This window comes from Microvirga ossetica (genome assembly GCF_002741015.1).
In the GTDB taxonomy this organism is placed as follows: domain Bacteria; phylum Pseudomonadota; class Alphaproteobacteria; order Rhizobiales; family Beijerinckiaceae; genus Microvirga; species Microvirga ossetica.
Genome location: NZ_CP016616.1, coordinates 51,000 through 73,677 on the forward strand (window position 1 = coordinate 51,000; position 22,678 = coordinate 73,677).

A 22,678-nucleotide genomic window follows, 5' to 3' on the forward strand; every position below is an offset into this window, starting at 1 on the left:
ACGTCAACAGCGTGTCTTATACCCGCCACCATTAAACCCTTGGTAGAGTTAATAGTGGGAGCAGCAGACACCTTTGACGGCGGACAATTTCCTCCGCGGAAGATACGGCCGGCCGCTAATGAGCCCCCTCGACCGGCGGAGTTCCGTAGGTGTGGAACGACTCGACGGTCTTCATGCCCCACGCCTGCCCCTTCTTGCGCTCCTCCTCCGTCCAGACGATCGGTTTCCAGTCCGGGGCGAGGATAAGTCGCGCGCCGGCATTGCAGACTTCGACGCGGTTGCCGCCGGGCTCGTAGACGTAGAGAAAGAAGGTCTGCTGAACCGCATGCTTGTGCGGGCCGGATTCGATCGGAACGCCCGCCTCCAGGAAAATGTCCGCAGCGCGCAATACATCCTCGCGGCTATCGAGAGCGTAGGTCAGGTGATGAAAACGGCCTTTCGTGCCGGTATGATCGCGGGTGAAGGCGAAGTCGTAGCTCTTGTTGGTCAGCGTCATCCACATGCCGGCCTCGGTGCCGTCATTGAGGACGATCTGCTCGGTGAGCCGGCATCCGAGATAGGTCTCGAAGAAGATGCGGTTTGCGCGGATGTCTGCGGCGAGACAGTTGAGATGGTCGAGCCGGCGGACATTGACGCCGCGTGCCGGGAAACGCTGCGCCTGGTTCTTCAGAACGGGCTTGAGCTCGGGCGGCGGTGCGTACCACTCCGTCTCGTAATAGAGCTCGACCACATGCCCGTCCGGGTCGCGACAGAGGAAGGCGGGGCCATGGCCGAGATCGCCGTCCGTCCAGCCGATATCGTAGCCGGATCCTTTCAGCGCCGCGACCCGGCGCTCGAGCGCCTGCTGGCTGCGTGCTCGGAACGCCATGTGGCCCATGCCGGGCTGCTTCGAAGCCGTCAGCTTGAGCGAGTGGCGCTCGTAGTCGTCCCAGCCGCGCAGATAGACGGAATCGCCCTGGCGGCCGCTCTCCGTCATCCCCATCACGTCGACGAAGAAGCGCAGGCTCTCCTCCGGCTTGGGCGTCAGCAGCTCGAGATGGCCCAGATGGGCGAGGTCAAGCACCGGTTCTTCCTGCATTATCATCGCTTTCGGGTCAAAATCATGCGCGTGGGGTGGGCCGATCGGCCCACCCCTTCGTTGTTGCTCAGGCTGCCTTTTGGGCTCCGGATCCGGGGCTGCCCCAGACCTCCTCGGCGATCTCGACGATCATTCGCAGCTTGGCCCATTGCTCGTCCTCGGCCAGCGTGTTGCCCTCCTCGGTCGAGGCGAATCCGCATTGGGGCGAGAGGCAGAGCTGGTCGAGGTCGACATATTTGCTGGCCTCGTCGATGCGCCGCTTGATGTCGTCCTTCTTCTCCAGGATCCCGGTCTTGGAAGTCACGAGACCGAGAACGACGGACTTGCCCTTCGGCAGGAAGCGCAGGGGCTCGAAGCCCCCTGCCCGGTCGCTGTCCCACTCCATGAAATAGCCGTCGACCGGCATGCTGTTGAACAGCACTTCCGCGACCGGCTCGTATCCGCCCGAGGCAATGAAGGTCGAGCGGAAGTTGCCGCGGCACAGATGCATGGTGATCGTCAAGTCGTCCGGCTTGTCCTTGAGCGCTTCGCGCACCATACCGGCATAGATCTCCGGCTGCTTCTCCGGATCGTCGCCGCGCTGGCGCAGCATCTCGCGCTGCTCGGGATCGCAGAGATAGGCGAACGAGATGTCGTCGAGTTGGAGATAGCGGCAGCCGGCGTCATAGAAAGCGTGCACGGCCTTGTTGTAGGCCTTGCCGACATCGGCGTAGAAATCGCCCATCTCGGGATAGACGCCCATGTTCATCATCTTCCGGCCGCCGCGATAGTGCAGCATGCTGGGACCAGGGATCGTCATCTTCGCAACGCGGTCGGTGTTGTCCTTCACGAAGCGGAAATGGTCGATCATCGGGTGCTGGCCGGAAAACCCGACCTTGCCCGTGATCCGCAGCGCCTTCGCGATGCCGACGCCGCCCTTGAAGTTCATGCCGGAATCCGCCTCGACGGAGGTCACGCCGTCGAGATGCTCCAGGAAATCGAAATGCCAGAAGGCCCGGCGGAACTCGCCGTCGGTCACAGCCTGCAGGCCGATCTCCTCCTGGCGCTTGATGAGCGCCCGGATTTCCCGGTCCTCGATCTCCTTCAGGGCCGCGTCGGAGATTTCACCATCGTGATGCTTGTGGCGCGCGTCCTTCAGGGCTGCCGTGCGCAAAAGGCTGCCGACCATGTCGGCGCGGAAAGGTGGCTTGGTCCGTTGCATGGGATGTTCCTCCACGTGTTTATCTAATGCGCCGCAACGCGTGCGGACTTCTTCTTGGCCGTCACCCCGAGATGCTGCTCGAGGGCGGCCGGATCTTCGATCAGCGCCCGGCTCGGTCCGGCATGGACGATGGTGCCGCGATCGAGAATGAGCGCATTGTCGGTCACGCCCAGGATCTTCTGGGCGTGCTGCTCCACCACGATGGCGGACATGCCCTCCCCGCGGATGATCCGCGTGAGCGCCGCCAGTAATTCCTCGATGATGATGGGAGCCAGGCCCTCCGTCGGCTCGTCGAGCAGCATGAGCTTGGGATTGAGCACCAGGGCGCGTGCGATGGCCAACATCTGCTGCTCGCCGCCGGAGAGCTGGTTGCCGAGGTTCGAGCGCCGTTCCTTGAGGCGGGGAAACATCTCATAGGCCCGCGCCAGGGTCCACGCGCCGGGACGGGCGACGGCGGTGATATTCTCCTCGACCGTCAGGGACTTGAAGATGTTGCGCTCCTGCGGCACCCAGCCGATCCCGGCGAGCGCCCGCTTGTCGGGGCGGGTTGCAGTCAGGTCCCGGCCGCCGAGCGTGATCGAGCCGCCGCGCAGGCGGGTCACGCCGATGATGGTGTTCAGCAGCGTCGTCTTGCCGGTGCCGTTGCGGCCTAAGACGGCAAGCGATTCACCGGGTTTCAGGCTCAGGTCGATCTTCGAGATGACGATGGCATCGCCGTAGCCCGCCGAGACCTGCTGCAGGTTGAGAAGATCACTCATCGACGCTCTCCCCGAGATAGACGGCGCGGACTCTGGGGTCGGTCGAGACCTCCTCGACGGTGCCCTCCGTGAACAGCGCGCCGTTGACGAGAACCGAGATCCGGTCGGCGAAGCTGAACACGAGGTCCATGTCGTGCTCGATCAGCAGTACCGAGACATCGCGCGGCAGGGCTGCCACCGTCGCGAGCAGTTCGTGCCGCTCCGCCTCCGGCACGCCGGCGGCAGGCTCGTCGAGGAGCAGCACGCGCGGCCGGCAGGCGAAGGCGACCGCGATCTCGAGCAGGCGCTGCTTGCCATAGGCAAGGCTCGACGTGCGCTCGTCGAGCACGTCGGTGAGACGAAAGCGCTGGGCGATCTCGACGATCTCGTCGATGATCTCGCGCTTGCTGCCGATCACGCGCCACCAGTCGCGCCCGCCGCCCATCCGCTCCGATACGGCAAGGCCCAGCGTTTCGAGCGGCGTCATGGCCGGGAAGAGCTGGTTGATCTGAAACGTGCGGGCCAGACCGCGCTGGACCCGCAGTTCCTGACGCAAGCGCGTTATGTCCTCGCCCTCCAGCAGGATCTGGCCGGAGGTCGGCGTGAGCACGCCGGTGAGCAGATTGATGAAGGTGGTCTTGCCGGCGCCGTTGGGACCGATCAAGGCGTGCCGGGCCCCCTGTTCGAGCTTGAACGTCACGTCGTCGGTGGCGACAAGACCGCCGAAGCGCTTCACGAGGCCTCTGGTTTCGAGAGCGGGCGCCATGTCAGATCTCCCGAGCGGAGGTGGTCGGCAGCGCGCCGGGGCGTTTCCCCCCGAAGCGGCCGAAGAAGCGCTTCACTGCGAATCTGGCCTTGTCGGTCAACCGTTCGCGGCCCGCCAGGACGAGGAGGACGAGGATCAGGCCGATCCAGAACTGCCAGTATTGCGGCGTCCAGGCTGAGAGAACGTCCTGCAGCACCTTGAAGACGACGGCTCCGATCAGGCCGCCATAGAGATAGCCGACGCCGCCGATCACCAGAACCAGCATCACGTCGGCGGAACGGTGGAAGGCAAGCACGTCAAGCGAGACGAACTGGGTCGTCTGCGCCAGCAGCCCGCCGGCGACGCCCGCATAGGCGGCGGCAAGGGTGTAGACCGCGACGAGCCTGCGGTTGACCGGGATGCCGACGGCGCGCGCCCGCAGAGGATTGTCGCGGATCGCGCGGAGCGATAGCCCGTAGGGCGACACGACGATCCGGCGCGCGATCACGAACAGCAGGAAGGTCACGACGAGGCTGTAGGCATAGGCGGTCGTGCCGAAGATGTCGAATTCGAACAGCCCGAGGATCGGCCCCATGGTGATGCCCTGGAGGCCGTCGGCCCCGCCGGTCAGCCAGGACATCTGGTTGGCCAATTCGCCGAGAACCAGCGCAACGCCCAGCGTCACCATCAGCTTGGTGAGATCGGACCCGCGCAGGACAAGGAAGCTGGTGATGAAGCCCAGGATCGCCCCGGCAATCGCCGCCACGATCAGACCCGCCAGCGGGTCGGTCATGCCGTTCCTGGCCAGAATTCCCGCCACATAGGCGCCGAGCCCGAAGAAGGCGGCGTGGCCGAGCGACACGATGCCGGCATAGCCCAGGATCAGGTCCAGGGAGAGCGCGAAGAGACCGATGATCGCGATCTCGTTCAGGATGAGATGCCGCTCGGGCAGGAAGAACAGGGTCGCGGCCGCCACGAGCCAGAAGGCGATCTCGCCCAAGCCCCATCGTCCCCTGCGGCTCAAGGCCGTCCTGACAGTTTCGGCAGTGGTCGACTGCATCGGATGGTTTCCTATCGGGTCAGCGCGCACGGGCGAAAAGGCCCTGTGGGCGAAGAACGAGAACGACGATCATGAGCGTGTAGATGACGAAGGCACCCAGGCTCGGCACGTAGTACTTGCCGGCGACATCGGCGATCCCGAGAATGAGGGAGGCCAGAAACGGGCCGGTGATGCTGGTGGTGCCGCCGACCGTGACGACGATCAGAAAGTAGATCATGAACTTGAGCGGGAACGTGGGATCGAGACCCAGGATCTCCGCTCCCAGAGCGCCGCCCAGTCCCGCGAGCCCGGAACCGACCGCGAAGGTGGCGGCGAAGATCACGCTGACATTGATGCCGAGACCACGGGCGACCCGCGGATCGTCCACCGCAGCCCGCAACCGGCTGCCGAAGCGGGTTTGCGTCAGAATGTATTGCAGCACGACCACGAGAACTCCGCAGACGGCGATGATGAAGCTGCGGTAGAGGCCGACCTGGATACCGAGAATCTCGACGCGTCCCTGAAGCCAGGTCGGGATCTGGATCATCTGCTGCTGCGATCCCATGGTGTAGTCGACGGCGGCGACCGCCATGAAGACCAGGCCGATGGAAAACAGAACCTGGTCGAGATGGCTGCGCGCATAGAGTTGCTTGTAGAGCGTCCGCTCGAGCACGAGCCCGATGACGGCCGGCACGGTAAAGGCCAGGGGAAGCGTCAGAAGGAACGGCACGCCATAGCGGTTCATCAGAACGGCCGTCACGTAGCCGCCGGCCATGGCGAAGGCCCCATGCGCCAGGTTGACGAAGTTCATCAGTCCGAGCGTCACGGCAAGCCCGCAGGCCAGCACGAACAACAGCATGCCATAGGCAATGCCGTCAAAGAGGATGGTCAGCACCGTTCTCTCCAGGCGTCGTCGGGGAAGCGCCGTCGATGGACGGCGCTTCCGACAGGATGATCAGTTGGACTTGGCGGCTTTCACCGGGTCCTTGACGTTCGGGATGGTGGCGAATTCGACATTGTAGAGCTCGCCGTCCTTGCGTTCCACTTTGCGCACATAGATGTTCTGAACAATGTCGCGGGTCTGCGGGTCGATCGAGACCGGGCCGCGCGGGCTGGTCCAGCTCATGCCCTTCATGGCGTCGACGAGGGCCTGCCCGCCTTCTCCGTTGGTCTTCTTCAGGCCTTCGTAGATCAGGTGCATGCCGTCATAGCCGCCGACGGCCATGAAGTTGGGACGCATGCCGTTGTTGGCCTTCTTGAAGGCTTCCACGAACGCCTTGTTCTCCGGGCTGTCATGGGCTGCGGAATAGTGCTGGGTGGTGATGGCGCCGAGGGCGACGTCGCCCATGTTGTTGAGCAGATCGTCATCGGTCACGTCGCCGGGCCCGATCAGCTTGATGCCGCTCTTGTCGAGGCCGCGCTCGACGAACTGCTTCATGAACTGGGCACCGATGCCCGAAGGCACGAAGACGAACAGGGCATCGGGCTTGGCGTCCGCCACCTTCTGCAGGAAGGGCGAGAAGTCGGGATTCGCGAGCGGCACCCGCAGGTTCTCGACCTGCCCGCCCTTGGCGGTAAAGGCGGCTGCGAACGCCTTCTCGGCGTCGATGCCGGGGCCGTAATCGGAAACGAGCGTGGCGACCTTCTTGATGCCGTTCTGCGCCGCCCAATCGGCCATCGGCACGGTGGCCTGAGGCAGGGTGAAGCTCGTGCGGACGATGAAGGGCGAGGCCTCCGTGATGGTGGAGGTGGCCGCCGCCATCACCACTTCCGGCACCTTCGCCTGAGTCGCCAGGGGCGCGGACGCGAGAGCCAGCGGCGTCAGCCCGAAGCCCGCCATGACGGCGATCTTGTCGTTGACGATCAACTCCTGGGCGAGGCGCTTCGTGACATCGGCGGTGCCGGTATCGTCCTTGACGATCAGTTGGATCTTCTTGCCGGCGACCGTATCGCCCTTCTGCTGCATATACAGCTTCGCCGCAGCCTCGATCTGGCGGCCGGTCGAGGCGAACGGCCCGGTCATCGGCAGGATCAGGCCGATCTTCAGGGTATCCTGCGCCATTGCCGCTCCGCTCAGTGCCAGCATGGCCGCCGCGGCGCCTACAGCGCTTAACAAGGTCCGTCTCAACATGTCTCTTCCTCCCTCTTCGGCTTTTTCCAAGCCTTCCTGTTTCAGGCGCGGATGCGCCTCTTGATCAGCGCCGAACCGGGCACGAGATCCATGTCCCGCTGGTTCGTGAGCGCCCATTCCAGATTGCGGTGAGCGATGCGCGCATGCTCCCGCATGATGGCTTCGGCCCGGCTTCCCTCCCGCCGCTCGATGGCGCTCAGGACGCAGCGGTGCTGGTCCTGGGCCACGGTGAGAATATGATGCAGCTCCGGCGACCGCGACTGCACCGGGACGAGAGCGCTCGGCGAGGCGAAGGGCAGCGCGCCGACCCGTTCGAGCTGGCGTGCCAGGGTCGGGCTATCCGCCATGGCGATCAGGATCCGGTGGAACCGCGCGTTCAGCTCGACATATTGCAGGAGATCGATCTCGATCCGCTCATGGCGGACGACCTCATCGATTTCGTCGAGGCATTCGGCGGCGTTGCGCAGGTCGGTCCGGCTCGCCCCGTGCTCGGCGGCAAGGCGCGCGGCCAATCCCTCGAGCGTGCCTCGGATCTCGATGGCCTCGAAGACTTCCTTTTCCGAGAAGGCCTTGACGGCGAAGCCGCCGGAGGGGATGGCCTCCAGCAAGCCCTCCTCCTCGAGCCGGACGAGGGCCATGCGAACCGGGGTACGGGACACACCGAGCCGCTCGACCATCTGCAGTTCGGAGACCCGCTCGCCCGGATTCAGCTCACCGCGAAGCACGAGCTCGCGCAGGGCGAGCTGGGCCTTCACCGTCTGGGAAAGCGAGCGGTCGCTGACCTTATCCACCGTCATTACGCTGCCCTGTCCGCGGTATCGATGGTGATGCTGCCCCCTGCTACCCGCGAGACGCAGGTGCAGAGTTTGGAATTGGCAGCCTTCTCCTCGTCATTGAAGAACACATCCCGGTGGTCGACAATACCGTCCACGTCGAGAATATGCAGAGCGCACAACCCGCACTCGCCGCGCCGGCAATCCGAGATCATAGCGACGCCGGCCTTTTCCAGGGCGTCCAGCATGGTCTGGTTCTGCGGCACGTCGACTACCAGGTTGAGGCGAGGGATATTGACCTTGAAGGGTTGTGAAGCGAAACGCCCGCTGTTGCCGAATGTCTCGAACCGCAGCTGCTCGACCGGACGGCCGCTGTGCTGCCAGGCCCTCTTGGCCGCCTCGAGCATGCCGATGGGGCCGCAGACGTAAAGCTCGCCGCCCGGTGCCAGCCGGGCGATCTCGGCATCGAGATCCACCCTGCCCCCGGCCTCGTCGACGAACATCTGCAGCCGATCGCCGATGCGCTCCCCCAATTCGTCCGCCAGCGCCATGTCGTCCCGGCTCCGGCAGGCATAGAGCACCCGGAAATCGGCTCCGATCTCGGCAAGGGCCAGGGCCATGGTGAAGATCGGCGTGATGCCGATGCCGCCCGCCAGCAGCAGATATTCCGGCCGGTTCCGGCTGAGGTCGAAATGGTTGCCCGGCGTCGAGATGGTGAGATGGGCGCCCGGCGCGAGGCTCCACATATAGGCGGAGCCTCCGCGGCTGTCGCCGAGGAGTTTTACCGCAATCCGGTAGATGCCGTCCGTGCAGGGACCGACGGTGGAATAGGACCGCACGTCCGGCCGCCCGCCGATCTGCACCGTCACATTGATGTGGCTGCCGGCCTTCGGAATCACGAAGTCCCCCGCAGGCTCGATTTCGAAGAGCCGGATATCGCGGGTGAGATCCCGCGTCCGGAGCAGCTTCGCAGTGCGCCATTCGAGTTGCTCGGCCATGGTCGAACCTACTCGGCCGCCTGGCTCGGAACGTGAGGCTGCGGACCGAACTCCTCGGCCAGCATCCCGTCGATCAGCTTGCGGGCCCACAGCGCGCCGGCATCGATGTTGAGGTTGTAGAAGGGCATCCGTGGATTTCTATCGATGGCGATCTGCTGCGCCTCGAGCACGGTGTGGTCCTGATCGTAGACGCCGTTGCCTTCGTTCACATGGGCCTTGTTGATGTCGCGCGTGAGATGCTCGTCATCCGTCCGGAAGGTGCGCACGAAATTCCAGAAATAATGGCAGGACTTGTCCGTCTCGGGCGTGATCGCCGCGAGGAAGGCGCCGTTGACGCCCTGCGAACGGTCTCCCTCGGGAGCACCGGTTCCCGTCACGGCGACGCCCACATCGCCCACCACCGTCGACGGCGCCTGGAAATAGATGATCTGCCACCGGTCGACATGCTCGCCGGGCCTATCGAGCTGCTTGGCCCAGAACGGCGGCGGCTCGATATTCTTCATCCAGCGCGTCACGGTCGCCGTGCGCTCCGTATGCGTCACGTCGAAGGGCGAGTTGGTGATGGCCTCGTCGCCGATGCTGCCGGCATGGACATAGGTCTCGTGCGTCAGGTCCATCAGGTTGTCGATGACGAGGCGGTAGTCGCATTTGAGGCTGTAGAACGTGCCGCCCTCGCCGACCCAATCGGTGCCGTCGTTCCAGTGAAAATCGGGAATCTTGGCCGGATCGGCCAGAGCGGGATCTCCGGGCCAGATCCAGACGAGTCGATGGCGCTCGGCGATCGGATAGGAGCGGACGCAGGCGGACGGATTGATGGTCTTCTGCGCCGGCATGTAGGTGCAGCGCCCGGCGGAATTGAACACGAGCCCATGATAGCCGCAGATCACCTGATCGCCTTCGAGGCGTCCCATGGAGAGCGGCAGCAGCCGGTGCCAGCAGGCGTCTTCCAGCGCCGTCACCTGCCCGTCGGTGCGGCGATAGAGAACCACATCCTGGTCGCAGATCGTCCGCGCGGCGAGCTCGTGCGTGATCTCATGGCTCCAGGCCGCGGCATACCAAGCATTGAGGGGAAAGGCGTTGGCGTGCGTCATGTGTTTTCTCCCTAATACAGACTGTATACAGGCAAAATTGCAGGACAACTATACTTGCGGCTAATGCGGGACGCGGAAGGCGAAAAGCTGAGCTTTGGCGCTCTAGCTGTATACAGAAAAATAAGAGCGCCATCTCTCGATGGCGCTCTGGGTCGATCGCTGCTCAGTTGGACTTGGCGGCTTTCACCGGATCCTTGACATTCTGCGTCGTGGCGAACTCCACATTGTAGAGTTCGCCGTCCTTGCGCTCGACCTTGCGCACATAGACGTTCTGAACGATGTCGCGAGTCTGCGGATCGATCGAGACAGGACCGCGCGGGCTGGTCCAGCTCATGCCCTTCATGGCGTCGACGAGGGCCTGCCCGCCTTCTCCGTTGGTCTTCTTCAGACCCTCGTAGATCAGGTGCATGCCGTCATAGCCGCCGACCGCCATGAAGTTGGGGCGCAGACCATTATTGGCCTTCTTGAACGCCTCCACGAAGGCCTTGTTCTCGGGACTGTCATGCGCAGCCGAGTAGTGGTGCGAGGTGACGGCGCCGAGCGCCACATCGCCGATGCTGTTGAGCAGATCGTCGTCCGTGACGCTGCCTTCCGCAAGGAAGCGGATGCCGCTCTTGTCGAGGCCGCGCTCGACGAACTGCTTCATGAACTGCGAACCGACACCTGAGGGCACGAAGGCCAGAAGCGCGTCGGGCTTGGCGTCCGCAACCTTCTGCAGGAAGGGCGAGAAGTCAGGATTCGCGAGCGGAACCCGCAGGTTCGCGACCTGCCCGCCGGCCTTGGTGAAGGTTTCCGTGAACGCCTTCTCCACATCGATGCCGGGGCCGTAATCGGAAACGATGGTGACGACGCGCTTGAGGCCTTCCTTTGCCGCCCATTCGGCGAGCGGAACCGTGACCTGGGCGGCGGTGAAGCTCGACCTGACGATGAAAGGCGATTGCTCGGGAATGATCGACGTGGCCGCCGCCATGACCACTTCCGGCACCTTCGCCTGAGTCGCCAGGGGCGCCGTCGCCAGGGCGAGCGGCGTCAGGCCGAAGCCGGCAAGGACCGTCACCTTATCCTGAACGATGAGTTCCTGCGCCAGGCGCTTTGTGACGTCGGCGGTGCCGGTGTCGTCCTTGAGGATCAGCTGGATCTTCTTGCCGGCGACCGTATCGCCCTTCTGCTGCATATACAGCTTCGCCGCCGCCTCGATCTGGCGGCCGGTCGAAGCGAAAGGCCCGGTCATCGGCAGGATCAGGCCGATCTTTACCGTTTCCTGCGCCATGCCCGCTCCGCTCAGAGCCAGCATGGCCGCAGCTGCTCCCGCAGCACTCAACAATGTTCGACGTAGCATTTGTCTTTCCTCCCTTATGCGCCTCCCCGCCTTCTGTCGGATGCGTCTGGCGGCATCCGTTCAGGAAGCAGGGAGGAAATGGTTATTCAGGCTTGATGCCCGTGCGCTTAACAAGCTCGCCCCAACGCGCCATTTCCTTGGAAATGTGGTCGCGGAATTCGGCAGGTGTGTTGGTCCAGACCTCGGCGCCCTCCAGGGAGAGGCGCTCGGCGATCTCAGGAGCGGCCATCGCCGCCCTGATTTCCGTGTTGAGCCGATCCACCACCGCTTTCGGCGTACCGGCCGGAACCAGGATGCCGTACCACTGCGACGCCTCGAAGCCCGGGAAACCCGATTCCGCCACCGTGGGAACGTTCGGCGCGCTCTTGAGGCGCGACGATCCGGAGACCGCAAGCGCCCGCATGGTGCCGGCCTCCACATGCTGCAGCAGGTTCGGCGCTCCTGTGAAGGTGAGCTGCACGCGGCCTCCGAGAAGATCGGTCACGGCCGGCGCGGTGCCACGGTAAGGAACGTGGGTCAGGTTCATGCCCGTCCGATCGGCAAGCGCCACCATCGCGATGTGCGCCGCGCTGCCGATGCCGCCGGACGCGTAGTTCAGCTTGCCCGGATTCTGCTTGGCGTAGTCGATGAGCTCCTGAAGCGTCTTTGCTGGCACCTCCGGATGGACGACCAGCATGTTGTGCACGTTCGCGATGCCGCTCACCGGCTCGAAGCTCTTCATCGGATCGTAGGGCAGCTTCGGGTAGAGGGCCGGATTGACGGCAAAGGTGCCGATATGGCCCATGACCAGGGTATGACCGTCCGCCGCAGCGCGGGCGACGGATCCCACGCCGACCGAGCCACCCGCACCAGGTCGGGACTCGATGATGACCGGATATTTGAGCGCGACCTCGAGCCTTTGCCCAAGAAGCCTTGCCAGGATGTCGGTCGATCCACCGGGGGTGAAGGGCACGACCAGAAGAATGTTCTGGCTCGGATAGGCCTGGGCCGCGACACGGATCGAATAAGTCGCGGACATGCCGAAAGCGGCCGCCCCCATCAGGACGTGGCGGCGCGTCATCCCGGACGCTTGAGTCGCAACCCCTAGGTCTTTTTGTATCGTCACGTGTGTCTCTCTCCTGAATTCGCAGGTCCGGGTTTCTTGGACGACCCGGACATTCTCTGAAACCGTTAGGACGTCATGGGATCGATCCGATGCGCCTGGAACCGCGAGGCGAGCGCCGTGATCTCGATGGACTCGACGAAGCCCGCCAGAGCATAGGGATCGCTCTCGGCAAAAGCCTGGGCCGCCTCCCTCGAGGGAGCCTCCAGAATGCCGAAATTGCCATTCGGCGCCTCGCCGTCATCCTCGGTCAGGGCACTGCCGATCAGCACCCGGGCAAGGCCACCGCCGCCGGTCGCGACATGCTGGCGGTGGGCATCACGGTGCCGCTCGCGCAAGCCAGCAGCATCGGGCCGGTGGCGGCAGGTCATGAGCCAGTACATCGCGCTACGCAGCCGCTGCCGGGGCCACGCTCGCCCGGTTTTCCATGACGATCATGCCGGCCCCGGTCATGGAGGCCGGCACGAAATAATGCTTGTGCCGCACGACCACTTCGGGGTCCATCGCGCCGCGCATGACGAGCCACATCATGAGCTCGGCGCCCTCGCTGCCGAACATCTCGACATATTGCTCGCGCGACATCCCGGCGAGCTTGTCCGGGTTGTCGGCGATATCGTTCAGGAAAGCCTGATCGGCCTCCGGATTGACGAAGCCTGCGCGTGCGCCCTGGAGCTGGTGAGAGAGCCCGCCGGTCCCGAGAATGACGAAGCGCTCATCGCTGTCGTAGCTCTCGATCGCCTGGCGGAGCACACGGCCCATCTCGTAGCAGCGGCTCGGCAACGGGATCGGGTATTGGATCACGTTGACGAAGATCGGGACGACCTTCACCGGCCATTCATCGGGCTTGCCCCAGAACAGCTCCATCGGAACCTGCAGTCCGTGATCGACCTCGATCTCCTGGCAGATCATCGGGTCGAAGCGATTCTCGACGAGCGTGTCGATGAAGTGCCACGAGAAGTCGACCTCTCCCTTGAACGGCGCAATGGCACGCCGCCCCCAACCCTCGTCGACGGGGCGATATTCTTCCGCACAACCCACGGCGAAGGTCGGCACCTTGTCGAGGAAGAACGTGTTGCCGTGGTCGTTGAAGATTACCACGGCAACGTCCGGCTTGTGCTGCTTCACCCATTCCTGGCCCGGAATGTAACCGTCGAAGAACGCCTTCCAGTCGGGTGAGTCCCGCAACCCCTTGTCGAGAGCCGCACCGATCGAGGGAACATGCGATGTTCCGAGGCCGCCAATGAGCTTTGCCATTCTTATTTCTTCCCTAAACGATCGCGCAGGAAATCCGCATGGTCCATGCCCGCCTGATGGGCGCCGATCTCCGTGATGCGTACCGGATCGACAGCCGAGATCTTGAGGATGAAGAACAGGTTTCCGCCCAGGCGCACCATCTCCTGCCAATTGCGCGTCATCACGGCTTGCTTTTCCTCCGACGTGAGACCGAAGCGGTCGAGATAGGCGCCCTCGTCATTCCGGAACGCCTCCCGATTGGCCGGGTCGCCGAGCCCCATGGCCATCTTGTTGATGCGATATCCGCGCAGCGACCGCTTGCGGTCGAACAACGGAGTGTCCGGAATACGATCCGGCGCGGTCTCGTCGCCCATCGGTTTTTCCTTCCCTGTCGCGACGCCGTCGGCGTCGTCGTTCTTGTTCTCGAAACCCAGGAAGCGCAGCAGAGCCTGGGACACCTGCTCGGGCTGCTCGACCGGCGACATGTGCCCGCTATCCTCGATCACCACGAGCGTGGCATTCGGGATCAGCGCGGCCATCTCCTCATGCTGGGCAAGCGGGCTCCAGCGATCCTGCCGCCCGACCATGACCAGGGTCGGACAGGCGATCTGTGCAAGGCCGGTCCGGGCATTCGGGCGATTGAGGAGCGCCCTGATCTGGCGCTCGTGCTGCTCGGGCGATGCCCGCAGGACCATGGCCTTGAGCGGAGCAAGCAACGCCTCGTCCCCGACCCTATCCAGATGAACCATCGGCGGCAGCCACTTGTCCGCGAGGGCTCCCATGCCCTCTGCGAAGGCGAGATCGACCAGTTCCTGCCGCTTCTCTTCTTCGCCCTCACGCCGCGGATCGATGCCGGTATCGATCAGGACCAGCTTCTCGATGCGCTCGGGAGCAAGACGCACCATTTCCATGGCCACCCGCGCTCCCATGGAATGCCCGACGGCGACCAGAGGGCCATCGGCGAGAGCTAGCGCCGACCGGGCCATCCCCTCGATGGAATCGAGCTGCGTGAAATCCCCGATGCGCACATCCGCATGGGGCTTGAGAGCCTTCCTCTGCGTGTCCCAAGTGCTGGCATCGCAGAGAAGGCCCGGCAGCAGAACGATGGTCGGCCGTTTGCTCATTGATCCAGGTATCCAGCCCCAGCGCCAACATGAGCCAGGGCTCAAACATGAAGCAAATGGTTTATTTTGCGGGATTTATGAAAATCGTGCATGTATAAGCACCGCTATTGCTTAGGAATGCCGGCCTTCTCGATGACGGCTCGCCACTTCGCGATATCCGAGCGAAGACGCTCGCTCAGCTCTGCCGGCGTTTCGCTTCGGGCCTCGATCCCGAGATCGAGGAGCCGCGCCTTCACGTCGTCAGCCTTCAGGATCTCCTGCAGGGCCTTGTTGAGTGTATCGATGATCGGCTGCGGCGTTCCCTTAGGGGCGAACAGGGCGTTCCACGAGGTGACGTCGAAGCCTTCGATCCCGGATTCGCGCACGGTCGGGACATCGGGCATGGCGGCAGAGCGGCGCGGCCCGGACGATGCGATCGCCCGCACCTGCTTGCCTTCGAGCCCGGATTTCACGGCGGCCTGGCTGTCGATCAGCAGGTGACTGTCGTCGCGCAGCAGCGACACCAGCGCGTCGGGCGTGCTGCGGAACGGCACGTGGACCATGTCGGCCCCGGATTCGGTCTTGAACAAAACCGAGGAGAGATGCTGGCTGCTGCCGACGGCCACGGTCGCGACGTTCAGGGTTCCGGGCTTGTCCTTCGCGTGCTGGAGAAGATCCTTGAGCGTCTTGAAGTTCGAGTTGGCGTTGACCACGAACAGGAAATCGAACGTTCCCAGGGTCGAGATCGGCACGAAGTCCGTCACCGGGTTGAACGGCAGATTGGCGAAGAGCGGCACGCTGATGGCGGTGCCGTTGGTGAGCATGGTCAGGGTGTAGCCGTCGGGCTCCCCCGAGAGGGCGGCGCGCGCTGCGGTGATGCCCCCTGCCCCCGGCATGTTCTCGACGATGAAGCGCTGCCCGAGCTTCTCGCTCAGCTTATCCGACACGATGCGGATCGTGATGTCGGCGACGCCGCCGGCTCCGAACGGAACGACCACCTTGACCGGGCGTGTCGGATAGGCCGGCTGCGCCTGCGCGGGCACCGTGGCCAAAAGACCGGCTGCCACGCCGAGTGCCAGCAGCGATCGCCTCGTGAACCTTTCGAACATGATGTGTGTCTCCCTGAATTTTTAAGTGTTTGCTTGTTTTCGATGGAGTTTCGGCGCCGCACTCAATCCGCAAAACGGAACAGGCGCGCCGGGTTGTCGACGAGCAGCTTGTGCTGCAAGGCCGGATCGTCGGTGTAGAGCGGGATGAGATCGACGAGGTCGCCGTCATCCGGCATGACCGGCACGTTCGGATGCGGCCAGTCCGTTCCCCAGAGAACGCGGTCCGGCGCCGCCTCGATCAAGGCGCGGCCGAAGGGCGCGACGTCGTGGAAGGGCGGCCCGGTCCGCGACATGCGTTCCGGACACGTGACCTTCACCCAGCATTTCTCGTCCTCGCGCAGCAGATCGAGCAAGGCGGTGAAGGCGGGCTGATCCGGCCCCTGCCCGACATCGACGACACCCATGTGATCGAGCACGTAGGGAATTGGCAGAGCCATCAGCCTGGGCCGGAAATCGGACAGGAGCGTCGCCGGAAGGTAGAGGTCCACATGCCAGTCGAGCGCGGCGATGCGCTCCACGATCCGGTCGAAGGACGACATGTCCGGCAGCTTGCCGAGGCGCGGCAGGAAGGTGAAGCGGCATCCCGTGATGCCGGCCTCAGCGAGGCGCTGGAGGTCCCGGTCGCTGAACGACTCGTCGACATTGGCAACGCCCTTATAGCGCCCGCCGCTCTGGGCGATCGCATCGGTGACCACGCGGTTGTCGCGGCCATGCGGCGTCGCATTGACGATCACCGCCCGCTCGATTCCAAGGCGGTCGTGCAGCGCCTTGAACATCTCCAGCGGCGCATCCGGAGGCGTATAGGGCCGTTCCGGCACATAAGGGTAAAGACTGTTGGGCCCGAAGATGTGGCAATGCGTGTCGCAGGCCTTCGGCGGGAGCCTGAAGGACGGCACATGCGGGTTCGGATGCGGAGGCGGGATCAGGGGCGCTGACGTCATGAAGCCGTTCTGGATGATGTTGTTCGAAGGCCGTTCCGGCCGGGTCGAGGAGTGTCGGGCAAGACCGAGCCGGCCAGCCGACGCTCGCCCTGCCGTCCACACCCTTCGATGTTGGGCAGAGCATGAGCATCGCCAAAACATGAAGCAAATGGTTTATATTTGTCTATTGATGAATATGATTCATATTAGACAGCCGGTCTTGGAGACTCCCGCATGCGTATCGACTTCCTGGGCCTCCATGCTTTCGTCGCCATCGCCGAGCGAGGCAGCTTCCAGCATGCGGCCGCTCACCTGAACCTGTCGCAGACGGCTCTCAGCCATCGGATCCGCAAGCTGGAAGAGGATCTCGGCGTCAAGCTCCTGTCCCGCACGACGCGGGAGGTGTCGCTCACGCAGGCGGGGCTCAATCTCCTGCCCAAGGTAAAGGAGACCATCGAAAGCCTCGCCGGCTCCCTCGACGAGCTGCGCCACGAGGGCCGCAGCCGTCAGGAGACCCTGTCGATCGGCTGCCTGCCCACCATCGCCTCAGGACGACTGCCCAGAGTTCTCCACTCGTTTCAGGAGCGACATCCGGATGTGCTCGTCCGGATCTACGACAATTCGGCGACCGAGATCAGCTCGTTGGTGCAGGACGGCACCATCGCCTTCGGTATCACCCTGGTCGCGGCCCATCGCTGGGATTTCGACATCGAGCTTCTGATGAAGGATCCCTTCACCCTTGTCTGCCCCGAGGATCATCCGCTCGCCACGCAGCCGGCGGTGAGCTGGTCGGACCTTACGGACGAGCCGCTGATCCGAATCAGCCCGCAGACTGGCAACCGGATCATCATCGACGATGCTTTGGGTAGCCGGAGGGAGGCACTGAGCTGGCGGTTCGAGGTCCAGCACATCCAGACGGCTGTCGCCCTCGTCCGGGCCGGCGTGGCGCTGACCGTCATTCCGAGCCTCGCCTTCGATACGGTCGACGAGCGCGGGCTGAAGCTGATCCCCCTTCGCAATCCGAGCGTCACCCGCCAGCTCGGCATCATCTCGAAACGCGGCACGCCTCTCTCGCCGCTCGCGGACGAGCTGCGCAAGCTGATCGTGCAGACCTTCGCTGAACCGAGGCCGAAGCGGGGATCGCCGCGCACCGCCATGAAAAAAATTCATCAAAGCCCATAAATAAACCATTTGATGCACCCAGATGGCTGATGCACCCTGCGCTCGACACCCAGCAGCGGGTGGGAGACGCAGCGTTCAAACCCGCATTCGCTCCAAGTTCAGCCGCGACGCTGCTTGATCGACACCCCTATTCCCGAGGTAGAGATGAGTACTGGAAAGACCGGCCTTGTTGTCACCGCCCATCCCGGCGACTTCGTGTGGCGGGCGGGCGGCGCGATCGCGCTTCATGCCCGCAAAGGCTACCGCATGAAGATCGTCTGCCTTTCCTTCGGAGAACGCGGCGAAAGCCAGTTTGCCTGGAAGAAGGGCGACGTGTCGCTGGCCGAGGTCAAGGGTCAGCGGCAGGAGGAGGCCCAGCGCGCCGCCGAAACGCTCGGCGCCGAGATCGAGTTCTTCGATGCGGGCGATTATCCGCTCCACACCACGCCTGAAATGCTCGACCGTCTCGTCGACATCCATCGCGAGCTCAAGCCGTCCTTCGTGCTCACCCACTCGCTGGAGGATCCCTACAACGTGGATCACCCGGAGGCGACGCGCTTTGCCCAGGAGGCGCGCATCATCGCGCAGGCCGCCGGCCACAAGCCGAATCCGGACCTCTCCTACAATGCGCCGCCGGTCTTCCTGTTCGAGCCGCACCAGCCGGAGCAGTGCAACTACAAGCCCAATGTGATCCTCAACATCGACGATGTCTGGGAGACGAAGCGCAAGGCGTTCGAGATCCTCGCCGCCCAGAAGCATCTTTGGGAATACTACACCCGCGTGGCGCTCAACCGGGGCGTACAGGGCGGGCGCAACTCCGGCCGCGCCATGACCTACGGCGAAGCCTACCAGCGCATCTTCCCCCAGATCGTCGAGGAACTGGCATGAAGCCCGTCGTCGTCACCAATACGCCGCGAATCGACCAATCCATCGTCGACCGGCTCGCGGAGCTCGGCACCGCAACGACCCATGAGGCCATGGGACGCGTCGGTCTCATGAAGCCCTATATGCGGCCGATCTGGCCAGGCGCGCAGGTCGCGGGCAGCGCCGTCACCGTGCTGGCGCAGCCCGGCGACAACTGGATGATCCATGTGGCCGTGGAGCAGTGCAAACCCGGCGACATCCTGGTCGTCGGCGTGACCACCGACAACACCGACGGCATGTTCGGCGATCTTCTCGCCACCTCGCTCAAGGCGCGCGGCGTCGTCGGCCTCGTCATCGATGCCGGCGTTCGCGACGTGAAGACCCTGACAGAGATGGGCTTCCCGGTCTGGTCCCGGGCCGTTTCGGCCAAGGGAACGGTCAAGGCGACTCTCGGCTCGGTCAATGTCCCGGTGGTCTGCGCCGGCGCCCTCGTGAAGCCGGGCGATGTGATCGTGGCCGACGATGACGGCGTCGTCGTGGTGCCTCGGCAGGAGGCCGCGGCGGTTGCCGAGGCCGGGGAAGCTCGCGTGGCCAACGAAGGCGCCAAGCGGGAAACCCTCGCCTCCGGCGTCCTCGGCCTCGATCTCTACAAGATGCGCGAGCCGCTGGCCAAAGCCGGCCTCGTCTATGTCGAATACAAGGACGAGGACTGACTTTCGCGTCAGTCCCTTGCGGAGCTGTGTGATCAAATGAGTCTCGGGATTGCCTTCATCGGCTATGGCGAAGTCGGCCAGCTCTTCGCACGACAGCTCGCCGCCAAACCGGGCGTGCGCATGGCGGCGTACGACATCCTGTTCGCGGATCCCGAGAAAGGCCCGCAGCTGCGCCAGCACGCCCGCGAGGCCGGAGTCCATGCCGCTTCCGATCTCGCCGAACTCTGCCGAGAGGCCGACATCGTCATCTCCGCCGTGACGGCCGATGCCGCCGTCGGGGTAGCCGGTCAGGCGGCGCCGCATCTCACATCCTCGCAGACCTACATCGACCTCAACTCCATCTCCCCCGCCACCAAGGAGCAGGCGGCGGATCAGGTCAGGCAGCGCGGCGCCGAATTCGTCGAGTTTGCCGTGATGGCTCCAGTCAAGGAGCCGGGAATCGAGGTTCCGATCCTGAGCGGCGGCCGGACAGCCGAGGCTGTCTCGGCGCGCCTCAACGAGCTCGGCATGAGGATCACCCCCGTCAGCACCGAGATCGGGACCGCATCCGCCACGAAACTGTGCCGCAGCATCGTGATCAAGGGCATGGAAGCGCTGATGGTGGATTTCACCCTGGCCTCGGAAAAGGCAGGCGTCATGCCTGCCGTCCTGGCGAGCCTGAAGGCGTCCTATCCCGGCATGGATTGGGAGAACGTGGCGAAGGTCATGATGTCCCGCGTGAAGCAGCACGGCATCCGGCGCGCTGCGGAGATGCGCGAAGCAAGCCGCATGATCGACGAGCTCGGCCTCGACGGATCCCTTGCGAAAGCGATCGCGGATAGGCACGAGAGTTTCGCTAGAGCCTCGGACCGGAAATGAGACTCCTGGCTTCTGTGCGAGGCCGAGCTGTGATTCACTGCCTGGACTGGGAGGTGGATTATGGGTCATTGCTATTCCCTGGATCTGCGGGTGCGCGTCGCCGACTTTGTCGATGCAGGTCATTCCTGCCGGGCGGCAGCCCAGCACTTTGACGTCAGCGAGAGTTTCGCCATCAAGCTGGTGCAGCGGAAGCGGCGGTTCGGCTCGCCGGCACCGGCCCGGCAAGGCCGTCCGCCCGGACGCAGCAAGCTGGTGCCCTATGAGAGCTTCTTGATCCAGACGGTCGAGGCCGAGCCGGCCATCACCATGCCCGAGCTGGCCGCAAGGCTGCTGACTGAGCATGGGATCGTTGCGGCTCCCGCGATGCTCTCGCGCTTCCTGTGCCGGCACGGCTTCTCATATAAAAAAATGCCTGATGGCGGCGGAGTGCGCACGCGCCGATGTGCGGGATGAGCGCCGGGTCTGGCATGCCCAGCGCCAGCCGCGCATGCGCCAGGAGACGCACCGGCTGGTGTTCCTGGACGAGACGTATGTCAACACCAAGATGACGCGCCTGCGCGGGCGGAGCCGCAGGGGCCAGCGCCTACGCATGAAAGCTCCCTTTGGACACTGGAAAACCCATACCTTTCTGGCTGGGCTACGGTGCAACGAGTTGTGCGCGCCGTGGATCATCGATGGCCCGATCACCCGGTTGGCGTTCGAGGCTTACATTGAGACGCAGCTCGCGCCGACGCTGCGCAAAGGCGATGTGGTGATTCTCGACAACCTGGCTGTCCACAAGAGCGAGAAGGCCGCTCAGTGTCTGAAGCAACGCGGAGCCTGGTTCCTGTTTCTACCTGCTTATTCGCCTGATCTTAATCCAATTGAACAGGCCTTTGCCAAGATCAAAGCGCACTTGCGCAAGGCCGAGGCCCGAACGTTCGACGCGCTCTGGCGAGCGCTCGGTGAGATCTGCAACCTGTTCGAACCACAAGAGTGCTGGAACTACCTTAAGGCTGCCGGATATGCGTCCGTTTAACCGTCCGATGCTCTAAAGCCGGCATGAAATAGCGGCTCGGTAGAGGACAGATCACGCTGCCCTCAATGTCATTCCCGGCCGGAGCGTAGCGGAGGGGAAGGGAATCCATGACGCTGAGCCCGATCGTGGATCCCCTTCCCTCGCTTCGCTCGCCGGGGATGACACCCCCGACGTCATGGCCGGGCTTGTCCCGGCCATCTCGATAAGGAAAAGCGCCGCGCTTGACGGATCGAGATCACCGGCACGAGGCCGGTGATGACGTGGAAGGTTTCGTTCCGATTCAGTCAGATCGGCAGTCCCGTATAGTTCTCCGCCAGCGACCGCGCCGCAACTTCCGAGCTTCTGAGATAATCGAACTCCGCCCGCTGGATCCGGCGGCTGAAGGTATCCGTGTCCGGAAAGGTGTGGAGGATGGACGTCATCCACCAGGAGAAGCGCTCCGCTTTCCAGATTCGTGACAGCACCCGTGCGGAATAGCCGTCGATCCCGGCGGGCGAGCGATCTGCATAGAATTCGATCAGCGCATCGGCGAGAACACCGACGTCGCTCGCTGCGAGATTGAGCCCCTTGGCACCGGTCGGCGGCACGATATGAGCTGCGTCGCCGGCAAGGAAAAGGCGGCCGAAGCGCAGAGGCTCGGCAACGAAGCTTCTCAAAGGCGCAATGGATTTTTCGATGGAAGGCCCCGTGGCCAGATGTTCGGCCGTCTCATCATCGACCCGGCGGCGCAGCTCATCCCAGAAACGGTCGTCGGACCATTCCTCGACCTTCTCGTCCGTCGGCACCTGGACGTAGTAGCGGCTGCGCGTCGGCGAGCGCATGGAGCAGAGCGCGAAGCCGCGCTCGTGATGGGCATAGATCAGTTCCTCGGCCACGGGCGGCCGATCGACGAGAATGCCGAGCCAACCGAACGGATAAACCCTCTCGAACGTGCGGATGGACCCTGCCGGAACGCTCGCGCGGGAAACCCCGTGATATCCGTCGCAGCCGGCGATGAAATCGCAGGCAAGCTCGTGCTCGATTCCGTCCTTGACGTAGCGCACTCTAGGCTTGTCGCTGTCGAAATCATGGAGCGACACGTTTTCCGATTCGTACACCGTCTTGGCGCCCGATGCGTCGCGGGCCTGCATCAGGTCGCGGGTGACCTCCGTCTGCCCATAGACCATGACCGTGCGGCCGATCAGCTCGCGGAAGTTGAAGCGGTGCTTGTCACCGTCGAAGCAGAACTCCACCCCATCATGGATGAGCCCGTCCGCATGCATCCTCTCGCCCACACCTGCCCGATCGAGCAGTTCGACGGTGCCCTGCTCGAGAACGCCCGCGCGGATGCGCCCGAGCACGTAGTCCTGGCTGCGCCGTTCCAGGATGACGGTCTCGATCCCGGCATTCTCCAGAAGGCGGCCGAGCAGCAGCCCGGCCGGGCCTGCGCCGATGATGGCAACCTTGGTGCGCATGCGCGATATCC

The 22,678-nt window shown here is 64.0% G+C and carries 22 protein-coding genes and 1 pseudogene; 5 read left to right on the plus strand and 18 right to left on the minus strand.

Going from position 1 to position 22,678, the window contains the following annotated elements; translation table 11 throughout:
* Positions 1–115: 115 nt before the first annotated feature.
* From BB934_RS00180 to BB934_RS00265, 17 genes are all read right to left on the minus strand, one after another.
* Positions 116–1,078: a catechol 2,3-dioxygenase gene (locus BB934_RS00180; protein WP_099507781.1), complete on the minus strand. Its 963-nt coding sequence runs from the start codon at positions 1,076–1,078 to the stop codon at positions 116–118.
* Positions 1,079–1,145: 67 nt separating this feature from the next.
* On the minus strand, positions 1,146–2,279 hold the full coding sequence (locus BB934_RS00185) for a 5-methyltetrahydropteroyltriglutamate--homocysteine S-methyltransferase (RefSeq protein ID WP_099507782.1): 1,134 nt from the start codon (positions 2,277–2,279) through the stop codon (positions 1,146–1,148).
* Between the two features lie 23 nt (positions 2,280–2,302).
* The gene (locus tag BB934_RS00190) at positions 2,303–3,037 is read right to left on the minus strand and encodes an ABC transporter ATP-binding protein (RefSeq protein WP_099507783.1); all 735 of its coding nucleotides are present in this window, start codon (positions 3,035–3,037) and stop codon (positions 2,303–2,305) included.
* Positions 3,030–3,782, minus strand: a complete 753-nt coding sequence (locus BB934_RS00195) for an ABC transporter ATP-binding protein (RefSeq protein ID WP_099507785.1) — start codon at positions 3,780–3,782, stop codon at positions 3,030–3,032. The genes BB934_RS00190 and BB934_RS00195 overlap by 8 nt, the downstream gene beginning before the upstream one ends.
* 1 nt (position 3,783) lies before the next feature.
* Positions 3,784–4,821, minus strand: a complete 1,038-nt coding sequence (locus BB934_RS00200; RefSeq protein WP_099507787.1) for a branched-chain amino acid ABC transporter permease — start codon at positions 4,819–4,821, stop codon at positions 3,784–3,786.
* Between the two features lie 19 nt (positions 4,822–4,840).
* On the minus strand, positions 4,841–5,695 hold the full coding sequence (locus tag BB934_RS00205; protein ID WP_099507788.1) for a branched-chain amino acid ABC transporter permease: 855 nt from the start codon (positions 5,693–5,695) through the stop codon (positions 4,841–4,843).
* A 60-nt stretch (positions 5,696–5,755) separates the two neighbouring features.
* Positions 5,756–6,931, minus strand: coding sequence for an ABC transporter substrate-binding protein (locus tag BB934_RS00210; protein ID WP_099507790.1), 1,176 nt, complete (start codon positions 6,929–6,931; stop codon positions 5,756–5,758).
* Between the two features lie 41 nt (positions 6,932–6,972).
* Entirely contained in the window at positions 6,973–7,728 is a 756-nt protein-coding gene (locus tag BB934_RS00215) for a GntR family transcriptional regulator (protein ID WP_099507792.1), read from the minus strand.
* Positions 7,728–8,702 carry a PDR/VanB family oxidoreductase gene (locus BB934_RS00220; RefSeq protein ID WP_099507793.1) on the minus strand — a complete coding sequence of 325 codons (975 nt, stop codon included), beginning with the start codon at positions 8,700–8,702 and terminating at the stop codon, positions 7,728–7,730. Before BB934_RS00220 ends, BB934_RS00215 begins: the two co-directional genes overlap by 1 nt.
* 8 nt (positions 8,703–8,710) lie before the next feature.
* Entirely contained in the window at positions 8,711–9,793 is a 1,083-nt protein-coding gene (locus BB934_RS00225) for an aromatic ring-hydroxylating dioxygenase subunit alpha (protein WP_099507795.1), read from the minus strand.
* Positions 9,794–9,956: 163 nt separating this feature from the next.
* Positions 9,957–11,132, minus strand: coding sequence for an ABC transporter substrate-binding protein (locus BB934_RS00230; RefSeq protein ID WP_099507797.1), 1,176 nt, complete (start codon positions 11,130–11,132; stop codon positions 9,957–9,959).
* Between the two features lie 82 nt (positions 11,133–11,214).
* Complete coding sequence (locus tag BB934_RS00235) at positions 11,215–12,237, minus strand: Bug family tripartite tricarboxylate transporter substrate binding protein (RefSeq protein WP_237050120.1); 1,023 nt, start codon at positions 12,235–12,237, stop codon at positions 11,215–11,217.
* Positions 12,238–12,302: 65 nt separating this feature from the next.
* Positions 12,303–12,605: a YciI family protein gene (locus BB934_RS00240; protein WP_237050121.1), complete on the minus strand. Its 303-nt coding sequence runs from the start codon at positions 12,603–12,605 to the stop codon at positions 12,303–12,305.
* Positions 12,606–12,621: 16 nt separating this feature from the next.
* Positions 12,622–13,488, minus strand: coding sequence for a class III extradiol dioxygenase family protein (locus BB934_RS00245; RefSeq protein ID WP_099507802.1), 867 nt, complete (start codon positions 13,486–13,488; stop codon positions 12,622–12,624).
* 2 nt (positions 13,489–13,490) lie between these two features.
* On the minus strand, positions 13,491–14,591 hold the full coding sequence (locus BB934_RS48885) for an alpha/beta fold hydrolase (protein ID WP_237050122.1): 1,101 nt from the start codon (positions 14,589–14,591) through the stop codon (positions 13,491–13,493).
* A gap of 104 nt (positions 14,592–14,695) precedes the next feature.
* Positions 14,696–15,679 (minus strand): Bug family tripartite tricarboxylate transporter substrate binding protein, encoded by a 984-nt coding sequence (locus BB934_RS00260; RefSeq protein ID WP_099507804.1) that lies wholly within the window; start codon positions 15,677–15,679, stop codon positions 14,696–14,698.
* A 62-nt stretch (positions 15,680–15,741) separates the two neighbouring features.
* Entirely contained in the window at positions 15,742–16,620 is an 879-nt protein-coding gene (locus BB934_RS00265; protein WP_099512557.1) for an amidohydrolase family protein, read from the minus strand.
* 213 nt (positions 16,621–16,833) lie between these two features.
* On the opposite strand from BB934_RS00265, the gene BB934_RS00270 reads away from it, so the two are divergent.
* The 5 genes and pseudogenes from BB934_RS00270 (at position 16,834) to BB934_RS00290 (ending at position 21,213) form a co-directional block, all read left to right on the plus strand.
* Positions 16,834–17,781, plus strand: a complete 948-nt coding sequence (locus BB934_RS00270; protein ID WP_099507806.1) for a LysR family transcriptional regulator — start codon at positions 16,834–16,836, stop codon at positions 17,779–17,781.
* Between the two features lie 144 nt (positions 17,782–17,925).
* Positions 17,926–18,648 (plus strand): PIG-L deacetylase family protein, encoded by a 723-nt coding sequence (locus BB934_RS00275; RefSeq protein WP_099507808.1) that lies wholly within the window; start codon positions 17,926–17,928, stop codon positions 18,646–18,648.
* Positions 18,645–19,337 (plus strand): 4-carboxy-4-hydroxy-2-oxoadipate aldolase/oxaloacetate decarboxylase, encoded by a 693-nt coding sequence (locus tag BB934_RS00280; RefSeq protein ID WP_099507809.1) that lies wholly within the window; start codon positions 18,645–18,647, stop codon positions 19,335–19,337. Before BB934_RS00275 ends, BB934_RS00280 begins: the two co-directional genes overlap by 4 nt.
* A gap of 36 nt (positions 19,338–19,373) precedes the next feature.
* On the plus strand, positions 19,374–20,195 hold the full coding sequence (locus BB934_RS00285) for a DUF1932 domain-containing protein (RefSeq protein WP_099507811.1): 822 nt from the start codon (positions 19,374–19,376) through the stop codon (positions 20,193–20,195).
* Between the two features lie 60 nt (positions 20,196–20,255).
* Positions 20,256–21,213, plus strand: a pseudogene (locus BB934_RS00290) (IS630 family transposase).
* A gap of 284 nt (positions 21,214–21,497) precedes the next feature.
* On the opposite strand, the gene pobA reads toward BB934_RS00290, so the two are convergent.
* Entirely contained in the window at positions 21,498–22,667 is a 1,170-nt protein-coding gene (pobA, locus tag BB934_RS00295; RefSeq protein WP_099507813.1) for a 4-hydroxybenzoate 3-monooxygenase, read from the minus strand.
* Positions 22,668–22,678 lie beyond the last annotated feature (11 nt).

Bases quoted from the DNA above. Each gene is read 5' to 3' on its own strand.
- BB934_RS00190 (WP_099507783.1), bottom strand. From the start codon at position 3,037: ATGAGTGATCTTCTCAACCTGCAGCAGGTCTCGGCGGGCTACGGCGAT.
- BB934_RS00185 (WP_099507782.1), bottom strand. From the start codon at position 2,279: ATGCAACGGACCAAGCCACCTTTCCGCGCCGACATGGTCGGCAGCCTT.
- pobA (WP_099507813.1), bottom strand. From the start codon at position 22,667: ATGCGCACCAAGGTTGCCATCATCGGCGCAGGCCCGGCCGGGCTGCTG.
- BB934_RS00215 (WP_099507792.1), bottom strand. From the start codon at position 7,728: ATGACGGTGGATAAGGTCAGCGACCGCTCGCTTTCCCAGACGGTGAAG.
- BB934_RS00270 (WP_099507806.1), top strand. From the start codon at position 16,834: ATGCGTATCGACTTCCTGGGCCTCCATGCTTTCGTCGCCATCGCCGAG.
- BB934_RS00225 (WP_099507795.1), bottom strand. From the start codon at position 9,793: ATGACGCACGCCAACGCCTTTCCCCTCAATGCTTGGTATGCCGCGGCC.
- BB934_RS00285 (WP_099507811.1), top strand. From the start codon at position 19,374: ATGAGTCTCGGGATTGCCTTCATCGGCTATGGCGAAGTCGGCCAGCTC.
- BB934_RS00280 (WP_099507809.1), top strand. From the start codon at position 18,645: ATGAAGCCCGTCGTCGTCACCAATACGCCGCGAATCGACCAATCCATC.
- BB934_RS00245 (WP_099507802.1), bottom strand. From the start codon at position 13,488: ATGGCAAAGCTCATTGGCGGCCTCGGAACATCGCATGTTCCCTCGATC.
- BB934_RS00240 (WP_237050121.1), bottom strand. From the start codon at position 12,605: ATGACCTGCCGCCACCGGCCCGATGCTGCTGGCTTGCGCGAGCGGCAC.
- BB934_RS00265 (WP_099512557.1), bottom strand. From the start codon at position 16,620: ATGACGTCAGCGCCCCTGATCCCGCCTCCGCATCCGAACCCGCATGTG.
- BB934_RS00200 (WP_099507787.1), bottom strand. From the start codon at position 4,821: ATGCAGTCGACCACTGCCGAAACTGTCAGGACGGCCTTGAGCCGCAGG.
- BB934_RS00180 (WP_099507781.1), bottom strand. From the start codon at position 1,078: ATGCAGGAAGAACCGGTGCTTGACCTCGCCCATCTGGGCCATCTCGAG.
- BB934_RS00260 (WP_099507804.1), bottom strand. From the start codon at position 15,679: ATGTTCGAAAGGTTCACGAGGCGATCGCTGCTGGCACTCGGCGTGGCA.
- BB934_RS00230 (WP_099507797.1), bottom strand. From the start codon at position 11,132: ATGCTACGTCGAACATTGTTGAGTGCTGCGGGAGCAGCTGCGGCCATG.
- BB934_RS00275 (WP_099507808.1), top strand. From the start codon at position 17,926: ATGAGTACTGGAAAGACCGGCCTTGTTGTCACCGCCCATCCCGGCGAC.
- BB934_RS00195 (WP_099507785.1), bottom strand. From the start codon at position 3,782: ATGGCGCCCGCTCTCGAAACCAGAGGCCTCGTGAAGCGCTTCGGCGGT.
- BB934_RS00210 (WP_099507790.1), bottom strand. From the start codon at position 6,931: ATGTTGAGACGGACCTTGTTAAGCGCTGTAGGCGCCGCGGCGGCCATG.
- BB934_RS48885 (WP_237050122.1), bottom strand. From the start codon at position 14,591: ATGAGCAAACGGCCGACCATCGTTCTGCTGCCGGGCCTTCTCTGCGAT.
- BB934_RS00220 (WP_099507793.1), bottom strand. From the start codon at position 8,702: ATGGCCGAGCAACTCGAATGGCGCACTGCGAAGCTGCTCCGGACGCGG.